14 protein-coding genes are annotated in these 14,243 nt (G+C 30.1%); 8 read left to right on the forward strand and 6 right to left on the reverse strand.

From position 1 onward, the window contains the following. Positions 1 to 86: 86 nt before the first annotated feature. The 3 genes from gyrA to K354_RS0106695 all read right to left on the reverse strand — a co-directional run bounded on the left by gyrA (position 87) and on the right by K354_RS0106695 (position 3,862). Positions 87 to 2,573 (reverse strand): DNA gyrase subunit A, encoded by a 2,487-nt coding sequence (gyrA, locus tag K354_RS0106685; protein ID WP_024954729.1) that lies wholly within the window; start codon positions 2,571 to 2,573, stop codon positions 87 to 89. Between the two features lie 167 nt (positions 2,574 to 2,740). Beyond that, positions 2,741 to 3,001, reverse strand: coding sequence for a cyclic nucleotide-binding domain-containing protein (locus K354_RS14885; protein ID WP_084607336.1), 261 nt, complete (start codon positions 2,999 to 3,001; stop codon positions 2,741 to 2,743). A gap of 93 nt (positions 3,002 to 3,094) precedes the next feature. Further along, positions 3,095 to 3,862 carry a transposase gene (locus K354_RS0106695; RefSeq protein ID WP_024954730.1) on the reverse strand — a complete coding sequence of 256 codons (768 nt, stop codon included), beginning with the start codon at positions 3,860 to 3,862 and terminating at the stop codon, positions 3,095 to 3,097. A gap of 155 nt (positions 3,863 to 4,017) precedes the next feature. On the opposite strand from K354_RS0106695, the gene K354_RS0106700 reads away from it, so the two are divergent. The 4 genes from K354_RS0106700 to K354_RS0106715 all read left to right on the forward strand — a co-directional run bounded on the left by K354_RS0106700 (position 4,018) and on the right by K354_RS0106715 (position 7,002). Continuing rightward, positions 4,018 to 4,761, forward strand: a complete 744-nt coding sequence (locus K354_RS0106700) for a ferredoxin-thioredoxin reductase catalytic domain-containing protein (protein ID WP_024954731.1) — start codon at positions 4,018 to 4,020, stop codon at positions 4,759 to 4,761. Positions 4,762 to 4,979: 218 nt separating this feature from the next. Continuing rightward, a complete protein-coding gene (locus K354_RS0106705) occupies positions 4,980 to 5,192 on the forward strand; it encodes a 4Fe-4S binding protein (RefSeq protein ID WP_024954732.1) in 213 nt (70 codons plus the stop codon). A gap of 114 nt (positions 5,193 to 5,306) precedes the next feature. Then, positions 5,307 to 6,257 carry an HD-GYP domain-containing protein gene (locus tag K354_RS0106710; protein ID WP_024954733.1) on the forward strand — a complete coding sequence of 317 codons (951 nt, stop codon included), beginning with the start codon at positions 5,307 to 5,309 and terminating at the stop codon, positions 6,255 to 6,257. A 118-nt stretch (positions 6,258 to 6,375) separates the two neighbouring features. Beyond that, positions 6,376 to 7,002 (forward strand): LysE family translocator, encoded by a 627-nt coding sequence (locus tag K354_RS0106715; RefSeq protein WP_024954734.1) that lies wholly within the window; start codon positions 6,376 to 6,378, stop codon positions 7,000 to 7,002. 28 nt (positions 7,003 to 7,030) lie between these two features. Here K354_RS0106715 and K354_RS0106720 read toward each other — a convergent pair whose 3' ends face one another. Continuing rightward, the gene (locus K354_RS0106720) at positions 7,031 to 7,594 is read right to left on the reverse strand and encodes a PAS domain-containing protein (RefSeq protein ID WP_024954735.1); all 564 of its coding nucleotides are present in this window, start codon (positions 7,592 to 7,594) and stop codon (positions 7,031 to 7,033) included. A gap of 91 nt (positions 7,595 to 7,685) precedes the next feature. Between K354_RS0106720 and K354_RS0106725 the strand changes: the two genes are divergently transcribed. The 4 genes from K354_RS0106725 to K354_RS0106740 all read left to right on the forward strand — a co-directional run bounded on the left by K354_RS0106725 (position 7,686) and on the right by K354_RS0106740 (position 11,643). Then, complete coding sequence (locus K354_RS0106725; protein ID WP_024954736.1) at positions 7,686 to 8,129, forward strand: CZB domain-containing protein; 444 nt, start codon at positions 7,686 to 7,688, stop codon at positions 8,127 to 8,129. Positions 8,130 to 8,246: 117 nt separating this feature from the next. Continuing rightward, entirely contained in the window at positions 8,247 to 9,428 is a 1,182-nt protein-coding gene (locus K354_RS15335; protein WP_024954737.1) for a methyl-accepting chemotaxis protein, read from the forward strand. Between the two features lie 157 nt (positions 9,429 to 9,585). Then, positions 9,586 to 10,245 carry a response regulator transcription factor gene (locus K354_RS0106735; RefSeq protein WP_024954738.1) on the forward strand — a complete coding sequence of 220 codons (660 nt, stop codon included), beginning with the start codon at positions 9,586 to 9,588 and terminating at the stop codon, positions 10,243 to 10,245. Between the two features lie 3 nt (positions 10,246 to 10,248). Further along, positions 10,249 to 11,643 carry a sensor histidine kinase gene (locus tag K354_RS0106740; RefSeq protein ID WP_024954739.1) on the forward strand — a complete coding sequence of 465 codons (1,395 nt, stop codon included), beginning with the start codon at positions 10,249 to 10,251 and terminating at the stop codon, positions 11,641 to 11,643. Here K354_RS0106740 and K354_RS0106745 read toward each other — a convergent pair. Together K354_RS0106745 and K354_RS0106750 are read right to left on the reverse strand one after the other, a co-directional pair. After that, positions 11,633 to 12,619, reverse strand: coding sequence for a type 2 periplasmic-binding domain-containing protein (locus K354_RS0106745; protein ID WP_024954740.1), 987 nt, complete (start codon positions 12,617 to 12,619; stop codon positions 11,633 to 11,635). The genes K354_RS0106740 and K354_RS0106745 overlap by 11 nt on opposite strands. A gap of 72 nt (positions 12,620 to 12,691) precedes the next feature. After that, entirely contained in the window at positions 12,692 to 14,155 is a 1,464-nt protein-coding gene (locus K354_RS0106750; protein WP_024954741.1) for a DASS family sodium-coupled anion symporter, read from the reverse strand. Positions 14,156 to 14,243: the final 88 nt, after the last annotated feature.

A 14,243-nucleotide genomic window follows, 5' to 3' on the forward strand; every position in this document is an offset into this window, starting at 1 on the left:
ATTTGCTAAACATAAGCAACTCCTATTCCAACTTTTTATTTTTATAAAAAACTAAACTTTTCTTAGAGTTTTATATCATCTATAAACTATTCTACTAATGAACCTTCATCATCCATTGGTTCATCTTCTTCCTCTTTTTTAGGACATCTAGCAATACTTTTTACAACATCTTTTCCAGATACATTTACAACGATAACGCCACTTGTATTACGTCCAGCTTTTCTGATAGTTTGCATATCTACTCTAATCATTTTACCAGCAACTGTAAGTGCCATCATATCCATAGTTTCATCTACCATTAAACAACCAATAACATTTTTACCTGTTTTTGGTGTCATTTTCATAGCAATTACACCTGAACCACCACGGTTAGTCAGACGGTATTCCCCAGCTTCTGTACGCTTTCCTATACCTTTTTCACTCATTACTAATATCTCTTGCTCATCATGTTTAATGATATTCGCATCAACTACCTCATCACCTTCAAGTTTAAATTTAATACCTCTTACACCACGTGTATTTCTACCTTGGTCACGAGTTTTTTCAATATCAAATTTGATACATTGAGACAATTTAGTCATGATAAAAAGTTGTTTTATCTCTTTATCTGCTATTTGTGCTGTTATGATTGAATCATCTTCATCTAAATTAATAGCTTTTACACCATTGCTTCTTATGTTTGAGAATTCACTTAAATTTGTTCTTTTAACAATACCATTTTTTGTAAAGAAAACTAAAGATTTTTCTTCACTAAAGTCTGTTGTAGGGTTGATTGATTGAATTTTTTCATCCGCTACAAGATTCAGAAGATTTACAACTGCTTTTCCTTTAGCTGTACGACTTCCTTCAGGAATTCTGTAAACTTTTAACCAGTGAAGTTGTCCACGGTCAGTTACAAACAGAAGTGTATCGTGAGTGTTACATGTAAAGAATCTTTCAATAAAATCATCTTCATATGTAGTAACGGCTGTTTTGCCTTTTCCACCACGTTTTTGTTTTTCATATGATTTTAATGGTACTCTTTTGATATAACCTCTATGAGTAATAGTAACGACCATAGGCTCATTTGGAATCAGATCTTCCATATCTATATCGTCATAATCATCTTCAATTTCAGTTATACGAGGAGATTTAAATTTAGCTTTGATCTCTTCTAACTCTTCTTTAATAATATTACTTAAAAGTGTTTCACTTTTTAAAATTGCACTTAGTCTTTCAATCTCTTCATGAAGAGCTTTTAATTCGTTCTCAATTTTTTCTCTTTCTAAACCAGTTAAACGGTTTAGTTTCATATCTAGAATTGCCCCTGCTTGAAGATCGCTTAGACCAAATTTTTCTACAAGACCTTCTCTTGCTGATTTTGTATCTTCACTCCCTTTAATAAGCTCGATAATTGCATCGATATTGTCAAGAGCAATTTTAAGACCTTCTAAGATATGTGCTTTTGCTTTTGCTTTTTCAAGTTCAAAAATTGTTCTTCTAATAATGACTGTTTTTCTATGATTTAAAAATAGTCTTAAAAGTTCTAGAAGTTTAAATACTTTTGGTTCTTTATTTTCAATAGCAAGTAAGATAACACCAAAAGTTACTTCCATATTTGTTGATTTATAAAGGTTGTTTAAAACAATCTCACTCATAGCCTCACGCTTAAGTTCAATGACAACTCTAATACCTTCTCTATCACTCTCATCTCTAAGCTCACTTATTCCCTCAACTTGCTTCTCTTTTACTAAAGTTGCAATTTGCTCAATTAGACGTGCTTTATTGACTTGATAAGGAAGTTCATCTATGATAATAATATCTTTATTACCTTTTTTCTCCATATGTATTTTAGATCTTATCTTAATACGTCCACGTCCTGTACTATACGCATCTAAAATACCTTTTTTACCAAAAATAATCCCTTTTGTAGGGAAATCTGGTCCTTTTATATATCCCATCATCTCATCTAGTTCAATCTCAGGGTTATCTATCATTGCTAAAAGGCCATCAATCACTTCATCCATACAGTGAGGAGGAATATTTGTAGCCATACCAACAGCAATACCACTTGAACCATTTACTAGTAAATTTGGAACACGACTAGGTAATACATCAGGCTCACTCATAGAATCATCGTAGTTAGGAGTAAAATCTACAGTATCTTTATCTATATCTTTTAAAAGCTCTTCAGCTAAAGGCGTCATTCTAGCTTCAGTATATCTCATCGCCGCTGCACTATCACCATCGATAGAACCAAAGTTTCCTTGCCCATCTACTGAAGGGATACGCATAGCAAATGGTTGAGCCATACGAACTAAGGCATCATAAACAGCAGTATCACCATGTGGATGATACTTACCGATAACATCACCAACAATACGAGCTGATTTTTTATATGGGCTACGAGAGCTGATACTTAAATCATTCATAGCAAAAAGTATTCTTCTATGTACTGGTTTTAGACCATCTCTGGCATCTGGTAAAGCACGACCAATAATAACACTCATTGAATAATCAAGATAACTAGCCTTTATCGAATCTTCGATATTTATGCTTTGTATATCTTGGTTACTGTCGAAAATATTTTCCATACATTAACCTCACTATTTTAATTTTTCTTATTTTACTCAAAAAAGGATTAAAACTAAATAGGGGTCAGGTCTAAACTATAAACTTTTTAAGTATTTTTACTATTTTAATAGCATTAAATTAATTTTTCTTTCTTAATAAATACTTTTTTAATGAAAAAACAACAAATTTAAAGCAACAATAACTGCAGAGATTCGAACCAACCATTTAAAAATATTATATCTATCTCAATCAATATTCCATCTTCTAAAGCTTCTATTTCAAAATTAATTGGCTTTTGAAACATCAATGAAGACATAGGTCCAAAAAAACGATACTCATGAAAAAAGTTTTTGTTATATTCGTGTCCTAAGTCATTTATAATGTAGGCTTGAAACAGTCCTTTATAAATGTAAAAGAAAAATGAAGGAATATCTCCAAAACGATATATATACTCATTTTTTTAACTACATGCAATGAAGTAATATTTAAAAATCTATCCCAAATTTCTTCCTCTAAAGCTAATACATCTGTTTTCATTATCTTACTCTTTTAATTTTTTAATAATTTTTGCTACTCCTGCACCACTCAAACCTATCTGCTTTGCAATTTCACTTTTACTGTACTCTTCTTCATAAGCTTCTAAGATAGCTTCATTCCTCTGTTTTTTATTCTCTACATGTAAAAAATATTCACATAAATTTTTTTTCTTTACATGTAAAACTTTTCCATCCTCTTTTTTGTATCGACTCTTATGAAGTTTCTCTATATTTTCAAGTTCATCTTTCTTAAGTGAAATATTTAATAGATCAAACAACTCATGAGTATGATAATCACGCAACACAAAAGAGTTTTGCAAAAAAGGAGGTATTGCATCTTTTAATATGCTATAGGTTGCACAATACTTATATTCACCTATTTTGTTACTTATTTTTGCTTTGACTGGATTTAGTTCTATATAATGAAAGAGTGTAAAAAGATAGTTCTCATTTAACACATACCAAGACTTGTATCTACCTTGCCAAAGGTGCCCTACTCTATGGTGTCTTTTGTTAAAATAACTTGCATATTGTGAATTTATTTGACGCATACCATCGGAGAGATTTTCTTTTTTGTTTTCTATTAGAATATGATAATGATTAGACATAAGACAAAAAGAGTGAATGTTAAACTTGTACTCTTTTGATACTTGAGAAAGTATTTTTATAAACTTTACTTTATCGTACTCATCTTCATAAACATTACTCTTGGCAACACCTCTATTATAGACATGATGATAACCACAGTTTTCTACTCTCAATCTTCTTGGCATGATGTTTCCTTTGGTAAATTATATCAAAAAGTTTAGAGTTTAGACCTGACCCCTATTTGTTTGTAAGAAACTTTTTGTTTTACATATAAAATATTTACTTAATCTTTTTTCAATACAAACTCATTATAATAAGCCAAAAATTATAAGGAAAGTGTGTGATAACAAAAATAGATATGAATTCAACAGAATTCTTAACTCAATTAGAAAAAACAGAAGCATTTACTGATAAAGTATGTCAGGAATTTGGTTTTGAATATACCCCTCTTGATGAAGTAAAAGAATCAATCCAACAAGGACTTACACGAAATAAAATCATCTATGGAAAACGTTATTGTCCTTGTTTTATGGTTATTGGTGCAACCAAAAAAGAACAAACTGAAGCAGACAATCGTTTATGCCCTTGTACTCCTGCTCTTAACGAAGAAATTCCACAAAATGGCAAATGCCACTGTACAATTTTTTGTACTCCAGAGCATGCAAAAGAGCTTGCACAAGAAGAAGATATGGAAGAAGCAGCACATACACACTCTCGAGGATTAAGTAAAGAAGAGTGTCAAGCTTTAATGAAAAAAAATCAGATTGATGGAAATGAACTTGAATCATTACTAGAAGCCAGAGAAAATGGCTGTGTTAATTTTAATCTTGTAGATACTCGTGAATGGATGGAGTGGGTAGCAAATCGTATTAAAGGTACTGATTTTTTAGTCCCTACAACAAGCTTTCACAATGCAATGTCACAACTAAATGGACAAGAAAATATCCCTGTCATTGTTTACTGTTACAGTGGTAGTAGAAGTGAATACTGTCAACGTATATTAAAACATATGGGTTATAAAACAGTCATCAATCTTGAACACGGAATCATCTCATTTGATGGGGAAGTGCTTAGTGGTGAGTAAATAACTTTAATATTTTTACTTTTTAATAAGGTTATGCTATTTCTATGCTACGAACTTAATGTAAAATTTTTTTGCAAAACGTTTTAAAGAAGATATCTTGATTAAAAAAAGGTGCCGGTTCAAACTGGTCAGATTAAACCATTAATTTATTTTACTAAACAATACTGGTTTAATATTATTTAACTTTTAATTAAAAATTATCAAATAAAGGAAAAATTATGGCAGTAAAAATTACTGATACTTGTATATCTTGTGGAGCATGTATTGATGAGTGTCCTGTAGAAGCTATCGTAGATGACGATGAAAATCCAACAGGTGCTGAGATTTATTATGTATATGCAGACAAATGTGTTGAATGCGTAGGCCATCATGATGAACCTGCTTGTATGGAAGCCTGTCCTACAGAAGACTGTATTGTAATGGATGTTTAATAAATTTTGGTAAGGCAGTTACATCTGCCTTACTTTATGACGGTTATATTATAATTTTATATCTTCTTTAATAAAGTATGTGCTATCCTGAAAAAAAGCTATGGATAGTGTAACATGTCTAGTAATCTTCATTTTGAAATTCCTCTTTATGCTATTAAAGAAGAAACTCGTATACCTTTTAACATATATAGAAAAGAAGAAGAATTTTATTCGATGATAGTAGAACAAAATGATATCTTTCCCAAAAAACTTGCATCTATTATTAGCCAATCTGCCAATAAAGCTATGTATATTAAAAATGAAGATACTAAAAAATACTATTCCTACTTAGAAAGTGTTTTGGGTAAGATTACTAGCGATACTTTTGTTTCTTTAAAAGATAAATCAAAACTTATTTATGATACTTCATCAAAAATAGTTAATGACCTTTTTGAAAAACCAGAATCAAAAGAAGCGATTGAGCGTTCTAAAAAATTAGTTGAAAATACAATCAATATTATATTGTCAGATGATTCATCCATAAGAAGTATGATGGAAATTGGCTCACATGATTATTATACCTATACCCACTCTGTTGATGTTGCTGTTTTTTCTATAGGTTTTGCTAATTATCTCAATTTTTCTTATGAGGATATATCTAACATAGGAAATGCTGCGATGATGCATGATATTGGTAAAAGTAAGATACCTCAAGAAATCATCAACAAAAAAGGTAAATTGAGTGATGAAGAGTTTGAGATTATGAAAACTCATCCTATCCATAGTTATGAAATATTACAATTTCATAATGAAAAAAATGAGGATATTTTAAAAGCAGCTAGAAACCACCATGAAAAAGCAAGAGGAAATGGTTATCCAGATAAACTTACATCTAAGAATACTCATACTTTTGCAAAAATAATAGCTATTAGTGATATATTTAGTGCTCTTACAACCAAACGCTCATATAAAGATGCCTTTAGCTCTTTTGAAGCCCTACGGCTTATGAAAACACAAATGATAGATGATATTGATAAAAATTTATTTATTGAATTTATCAAATTTATGAGTAAATCAAGTATATAGTTTATAAAAAATAATTTAATCTTCCCCCCTATTTATTATTTAAATGTGAAAGCTAATTTAATTATTAAATTAAAAACCCTATAATCTATACTATTAAATACTTTTAAGGAGAAAATTTATGAGTATTGAAATTTGGTTAGCATTTGTATCTACCGTTTTTGTTTTTGCGATTATTCCTGGGCCTACTGTAATATTTGTTATAGGACAAGCAATTACTTATGGCAAAAAATCTGTAGCACCTCTTGCTTTGGGAGTTTTATTTGGTGACTTTATAGCTATGGTAATCTCATTATTAGGGCTTGGAGCAATACTATCTACTTCTGCCGTGCTATATGGTATTCTCAAATGGTTTGGAGTATTTTATCTTATCTATTTAGGCATTAAAGCTTTCAAAGAAACCCCTGAAGTTAATTCTAATATGTTTACACAAAAGAATATATCTCAATATAAAATGTTTAAATCATCAGCAATAGTGACAGCTTTAAATCCTAAAAATATAATATTTTTTGTTGCTTTTTTACCCCAATTTGTAAATACTTCTGCAAATGTTCTTCCTCAATTTATAATTTTAATGCTTTCATTCTCTTGTGTAACTTTTATGACTATATCTTCTTTTGCAATATTTTCTGGAAAGATTCAACATAAAATAAAAAATTACACAGCAAGAAAAAGATTAAATCAAATAGGAGGAACAGCTTTAATTGGGGCTGGAATCTTTACTGCAACTATGCACAAAAATTCATAAAATAGATTTAACCTCTGCATCTATTATTTTATGAAAAAAGTTTTTTCATCGTTGAAAAAAACAATTTAAAAAGCCCTTTATTTTCGACTAGACTATTTATAAAATTATCATATGTAGTATTATTGTTTTCCAAATATCCATAAAGATATTTTTCACTAGCCTCCATGCCACCCTCTTTTTCAAGTTCTAAAAGTTTTGCATAAATTGGTTCCATTGTATCTATAGCTTCTCTGGGTGCTGCTTTTCTAAATGCAGTATGAGAAAGAATTTGATTTGTAAGAGGATCTATCTTAGGCTCAAAATCTGTTACCACCCAATAATGATCACCACTTTTTGCTAAGTTTTTAACAACAGCCATAATATTTTGGCCTTTATTGATTCTATCCCACATCAATTTAAAAACAATTTTTGGCATATCAGGATGTCTTACAATTGAGTGAGGTTTTCCTAAAAGTTCCGCTTCACTATATCCAGCAATCTCTATAAAATAATCATTACCATACGTTATAATTCCCTTTGTATCTGTTTTAGAAACAATATATCTTTTAGTACTAAGTTTTATTTCTTTATTAGTTGGTATTGGATGAGACATAATTTAACCTTTTATAAAAAATATAGTTATTATATAGTATTATTTCTGAAACAATATAAAAATTTCTTAAGAAAATAGGATATTGCTTAATATGAATAAAAACCAAACATTACAAAAAATGCAAGACATAAGAAAGGTCCATGTTTTCCAAACAGATAAAATTCTTGCTGCCATCACTGGTCAAAAAATTGATAAACCTACTGCACTAAATAGTACAGAATGTGAATTTGGTAAATGGCTTTACGATGAAAATAATCGTTTAAAAGATTTATGGGGATCTATTTTTTTTAATGATATTGAAACCATACATGCACAATGGCATAAAGAATATGCAAAACTATTTGAAATATTATTTAAAAAAAAGAAAAAAGGCCTTTTTTCAAAAATGATGAATTTATCTGATATAGATCCGTTAGATCTAGATAAAGCAAAACTTTATTATGTAGAACTTAAAGAGACAACTTCTCAATTATTAAAACTATTATACTTATGCGAAAAAAGGGTTTCTGCTTTAAACGAAGAAAAATTTCACTAATGCACTAAGAACTTTTTATATTAAATTTTAATTAGTCTTATTTTTATCCCGCCTTTATCTTTATAATGAATAAATTTTATTTTCATAAATATAGAAGTACCTACAAAAGGACTATTGATGAGTGTAAATCTACTATTAATTGGCGCAAATGAAGCAACTACACAGGAACTTGTTTCTTTAGTTGATGCAACTCTTTCGACAACAGCAATCTATGAAAAAGCAACACTTAGTAATTATCAAAATTATGATGTAAACAAATTTGATTTAGTTGTCTGTTTTACTAACCGTTATGACCAAATGGTAAAAGAATTTGGAAAAGAAGTTGTTGTTGGTGTAGAGTTTATCCCTCCAACTGATTTTTTTATCGAAGTAAGCCGTATTCCAAAAGATGAAAACGTTGTAATTTTTAATAATAGTAAATCAGGTGCCAATGTCACACTCAAGTTTTTAAATTACTATGCTCTAAATCAAGTTCATTATACAATTGTTCCTTTTGATGAATGTAGCGAATCAGAAACAAAAGAAGCTTTAAGTAATGCTAATTATATTATAGGAACAGATGGTTATGTTTCCAAAGGTAAAGCACTTTATAGTAAATACAACCACTATTTAAAATCTAACGTCAAAGTTATTCCAAGTCCTCCACGCTCTGCTACAGCTAAAAGTGTTAGTTCATTAGCTCAAACAGTAACTGCTATTAACAGTAATAAATCTTTACAAGACGCTCGAGATATTTCTAAAACATTGGCTGCTCAAACAAAAGAAATTTCATTAATTACTCAAAACACTTCCCAATCCATCGAAAATACTGCCAGTACAATAGGTATTGTGAATAATAAACTTACATGCGAAGTTGAAAATGTACAAGTTACTAATAATATGGCACAACAGCTCAATACAGCAGTTGATCAAATTGGTTCAATTACAACGGCTATTAAGTACATCGCTACTGAAACCAATCTTTTAGCACTCAATGCTGCAATTGAAGCTGCACGAGCAGGAGAACATGGACGTGGATTTGCTGTAGTTGCAAGTGAAGTACGTAAACTCTCAGATCAAAGTAACAAATCAACTGATAGCATTCGCTTATCAATTATGGATGTACAAAATGTTGTGGATCAAATTGTTCCTGCATTGCAACGTACTGTTGATGAGATTATTAACACTCAATCAGAAATTGAACGTATTAGTATTGCAGCACAAGATGAAAATAAAGCTATGAATGAGATTATTAAAAAACTTCAAATTATTGTTGATGTTTCTCAATCATTAAATAATGCAGAAAATAAAAATATATAGTAGTATTGGTATGTATTTAACATTTTACTACATAGGTGGTGCTTTGGGTTCTATTAAATTTAAGTAAGCACGTCTTTCATATAAAGAACTCTTAAGCACTTTTTTCTATGATACATAGTAAAATTATCATCAAAGCTTTTTAAATCATGAGGGTTTTATGCGGATATTAATTTTAGAAGACAATGTTACACTGGCTATGGGACTTAAAAAAACACTATGTAGTGAAGGATATGCTGTTGATGTTTTTCATGATGGTGAAGAAGGTGCTAGTGTTTTAGAGTATCAAGAATATGATCTTCTTTTATTAGATCTTGGTCTTCCTAGTATTGATGGGATTGAAATTTTAAAAAGAATACGTAAAAATCAAAAAAAAATTCCTGTAATTATTATCTCAGCAAGAGATAAATTAGATCAAAAAGTTTTAGGTTTAGAATCTGGTGCTGATGATTATTTGTGTAAACCTTTTGAGCGAGCAGAAGTTATTGCACGTGTCCATGCAATACTACGACGAGTAGCACAAAATGGACAATCCTTAATCACTATTGGAGATTTTTTATATAATACAACCACGAGAACTCTTTCTAAAAATGATATTCGTATCGAACTTAGTAATCGTGAGCTGAGTGTTTTTGAGTATTTAATCACTCATGCTAACCAAGTTGTTAGCAAAGACAGCATATCTGAGCATATTACTTCTTTTGGAGATGATTTAAACTCTACTGCTGTTGAAACTTATGTTTCAAGAATACGAAAAAAAACAGGCGATAGTATGAAACTAAATACGGTACATGGCTTAGGCTATATCCTTCTTACATAAACAATGAAATATCCTTCTATTAAAATAAGACTTATAAAATGGCTTATTTATTCTTTAATATTTATTTTGATTATTACATTTAGCCTTATTTTCTTTTATCTTGAATATAAAATCAACCAATACTTTGATAATGTTTTAATGCATGAAAGCAGTAGTATTATTGAGCGTTTGTATGTTCAAGACAGTAAAGTTAAATTTAAACAACCCAATATGGGTATTCATATGCAAACCTCAGCAGGAGAAAGTAGTGTTTTTTATAGTGTAGAAGATTCTACGCACAATCTTCTTGCTGGTTTTGATGATATCCCAAAGCCTAATTTAACACAAAATACTCCAGCATACATGTACTATAACACTATCTTTTTAGGTAAAAAAATTCGCTCTTTGTATATAAAACATCAAATGCTTCGTAATGGAAATACTTATGTGGCATTTGTTTATTTAGCAGAAACATTAGAAGATAGAAATGCTATTATCAAAGAAGTACTTATTGTTATTAGTACAATTATCTTTATAATAATGATAATTGCAATTTTTAGCTCTTTATTTGCTGTTAAAAAAGGAATTGAACCTCTTATTAACCTACAGTATTCAATAAAGCGCCGTGACATTAATGATTTAACTCCTATTAAAGAAGTAAAAATTCCTATAGAAGTTATCTCTTTGGTCAAAAGTATTAATCAACTGCTTATTAAACTCAAAAAAAGCTTTTCTCATATTGAACGCTTTAATGCAGATATTTCTCATCAGCTAAGAACACCTCTAGCAGAGCTAAAAATGCTTACTGAAATGGATGAATCTATTGAAAATATCCCTTATAAAAAACGTAATTTAACTCTTATTTCATCTATGATTAATATCACTCAACAACTTTTATTATATGCTAAAACAAATCCAGATACTTTTAATCGTGTACATTTTAAAGCTATTAATTTTACATTATTTTGCGAAAACATTGCTAAAGATAAAATCTCTTTTATCTATAATAGAGGATTTAAATTTGTATTTGATGCAAAAGATGAAATATGGATTTTTGGTGGCCCAATCATTTTAGAAAGTATGTTAAATAATCTTATAGACAATGCCTTAAATTATGCCGTTGATAAAAAGGACAATCCACAAGGTACCATTACCTTAGCACTTACTCAAACTAAGGATACTGTCATATTGTGCATAAAAGATGAAGGTCCAGGAATTCCAGAAAAATATTTAGACTCTATTTATGAGCGTTTCTTTCGACTTGATTCAAATAAACAAGGAAGTGGTTTAGGTCTAAGTATTGTCAAACAAATTGTAGAATTACATAATGCACGTATTTCTATTAAAAATGAATCTCCACAAGGCTTATCTATTAGTATATTTTTTAAAAGATATACTCCTGAAAAAACTATGGCTTAATAAGATATTGGTATTTTTTAAAAATTTTATTTGTTTCATTTAATATTTTTGTTGATTTCTCCGGTCCTGTCCATGTTCCACCAACTTTATTCTTTTTTAGAGCCCTTTGAACACTTTTTTTAGCCATAATAAGTTTAAAAGCATCTTCTATTATTTTATAACGTTCAGGATATTTTTTCTTATAAGCTGCATTCAGAGCAAATCCTCTCATATATCCAGGAACTAATGGAATTTTTATTCCAAGTGAAGATAAAGCTTCATTTACTGTTGGAATATCCCACTCAGCTTGCCTATTATTAGAATAAATTGCTAAAGGGGTTATATATTGCCTTATGAACTCACTACGTTTTGAACTAATCATAATAACATCCACATCTCCATTTGAAATAGCTTTTCTTGCATCTCCTCCACTATTATATTTATGCAAATCAATTTTATCCATGGAGATATTCATCTCTTTAAGTAAAAAACGTAATAGTAGATATCCATTAGAATTTTCTACCACAGCTACTTTAAACTTTTTTGTAGAGTTTTTTATTGATAAAAGTAAATCAACTAAAGATTTAATTTTTAACTTTCCATAAACAGCGATCAAATCATACCCATACCATTGAATATTTAAAAAATCTAAATCTTTCATCGTAAATTCTACATTTTTTTGAATAATTGCTGCTGGAATAAAAGGAGAGAATGCTGAGCAAAGTATGGTGTTTTTTTCTAATGGTACATCTAAAAAAGTTTCAATAGCAAGAGCAGACCCACGTCCAGGTATATTTCTTACATTTACTTGAATATCTAATGCTTCTGATAAATATGGTGCCATAGAGCGAGCAAGTGTATCTGTACTTCCCCCAGGTCCAAATCCAACAATTATTTCTATAGGAGAACTTATAGAATCATTTGATGCATGAAGCGGTGTATAAAATAACAATATTACTAAAATACAAAAATAGTATTTTAACCAATGAGTAATCATAAACATTTACCTTTAGATATAATTGTGAACAATTATATCTAAAGAGTATTTATATTTTGCTATAGATTAATTTTACCAATAGCCTAGGAATTTCCACCAAGCACCACCAACAACAAGCCAAACACTTAAATTAAGTACACTAAAAATAAATCCCATTTTCCACCACTCTTTTAAACTCACATAACCTGAGCCAAAGATAACAGGAGATGTTCCTGTAGCATAATGTGTTAATGCCATCATTATTGAAGAAGCCGCAGCTAAGATAAATGCTAAAAATAGAGGTGGTGCCCCCAATGCTATACCAGCAGCAAAAAATGCTGCAAACATTGCTGTAATATGTGCTGTTGTACTAGCGAAAAAATAATGCGCATATAAATATACCAATACCAATATAATCACTGAGAGTTCCCAACCAACTCCTAAACTAGAGATATTGTTTTGTACCACGCCAGAAAACCATTTAACAAGTCCTAGTTTATTAAGATAAGTTGCCATCATAACAAGAGCAGCAAACCATGTAATGGTGTCCCAAGCAGCTTTTTCTTTTAGAACATCATCCCAAGTAAGTACACTTGTTACTAGTAAAATCGAAAGTCCTAAAAAAGCCACTGTTGCTGAATGCAAAGCGTATGCTTTTCCAAAGATCATTGCTGGTACACCCGCCCATAAAAAAAGTAATAATGCAAATACACCAATCATGATCTTTTCATTAAAAGACATTTTACCCATTTCTGATAATTTATTTTTAGCAAATAAAGGAGCATCTGGTGTCTCTTTAATCTCTGGTGGAAAAAATATATTGACAACTAAAGGAACAAGAGCAATACAAACCATACCTGGAATAAACATTGCCAATGCCCACATTGTCCAAGTAATACTAACATTTGCACCTGTTACATCTGATACAAATTTTACAATAAGTGGATTTGGGGCAGTTGCTGTAATAAACATTGCTGAAGTAATTGGATTAATATGATAATTGACCAAAGCAAGATATTTACCAATTTTACCTTCTGTATGATTCTCAACAGATGAGCCTAAACTAGAAGCAATAGACTTCATAATTGGATGAATAATCCCACCACCTCTAGCTGTATTACTTGGCGTTACTGGAGCAATCACAAGTTCTGAGATTGCTAGTGCATATCCTATACCTATTGTTTTTTTACCAAAAAGTGAAATAAAATAATATCCTATTCTATTTCCCAAACCCGTTTTGGCTAAACCTCTGGAAATAATAATTGCAATCCCAATTAACCAAATAAGTGAATTAGAAAATCCACTCAATGCATTTTTGATAGACATCTTTGGACTAGGATCAGTAACACCTGTAATAGCTACTAACATGATAGCTATAATAGCAAGAGAGCCTATTGGCATTGCTTTACCAATAATAGCAGCTATTGTACCAATAAATAGTGCTAATAAATGCCATGCTTCTGGAGTAACCCCTTGAGGCACAGGAATCATAAACCAAATAAGAAGTGAAATACAAATTGCTATGACACTTGGTATTAATTTTACCTGACTTTTCATAACTAATATCCTTTTTAAAGTTTATTTAATAAAGAAATATTAGCAAGTAATGCTGTCATATATCTGTCACGTTATTAATTATGGTTTT

The sequence above is a fragment of the Sulfurospirillum arcachonense DSM 9755 genome (assembly GCF_000597725.1).
GTDB classification, from domain to species: domain Bacteria; phylum Campylobacterota; class Campylobacteria; order Campylobacterales; family Sulfurospirillaceae; genus Sulfurospirillum_A; species Sulfurospirillum_A arcachonense.

Coding starts and splice junctions, on each gene's coding strand:
- K354_RS0106710 (WP_024954733.1), top strand. CDS start 5,307: ATGTCTAGTAATCTTCATTTTGAAATTCCTCTTTATGCTATTAAAGAA.
- K354_RS0106695 (WP_024954730.1), bottom strand. CDS start 3,862: ATGCCAAGAAGATTGAGAGTAGAAAACTGTGGTTATCATCATGTCTAT.
- K354_RS0106715 (WP_024954734.1), top strand. CDS start 6,376: ATGAGTATTGAAATTTGGTTAGCATTTGTATCTACCGTTTTTGTTTTT.
- K354_RS0106750 (WP_024954741.1), bottom strand. CDS start 14,155: ATGAAAAGTCAGGTAAAATTAATACCAAGTGTCATAGCAATTTGTATT.
- K354_RS0106720 (WP_024954735.1), bottom strand. CDS start 7,594: ATGTCTCATCCAATACCAACTAATAAAGAAATAAAACTTAGTACTAAA.
- K354_RS0106745 (WP_024954740.1), bottom strand. CDS start 12,619: ATGATTACTCATTGGTTAAAATACTATTTTTGTATTTTAGTAATATTG.
- K354_RS0106705 (WP_024954732.1), top strand. CDS start 4,980: ATGGCAGTAAAAATTACTGATACTTGTATATCTTGTGGAGCATGTATT.
- K354_RS0106740 (WP_024954739.1), top strand. CDS start 10,249: ATGAAATATCCTTCTATTAAAATAAGACTTATAAAATGGCTTATTTAT.
- K354_RS0106735 (WP_024954738.1), top strand. CDS start 9,586: ATGCGGATATTAATTTTAGAAGACAATGTTACACTGGCTATGGGACTT.
- gyrA (WP_024954729.1), bottom strand. CDS start 2,573: ATGGAAAATATTTTCGACAGTAACCAAGATATACAAAGCATAAATATC.
- K354_RS15335 (WP_024954737.1), top strand. CDS start 8,247: ATGAGTGTAAATCTACTATTAATTGGCGCAAATGAAGCAACTACACAG.
- K354_RS0106725 (WP_024954736.1), top strand. CDS start 7,686: ATGAATAAAAACCAAACATTACAAAAAATGCAAGACATAAGAAAGGTC.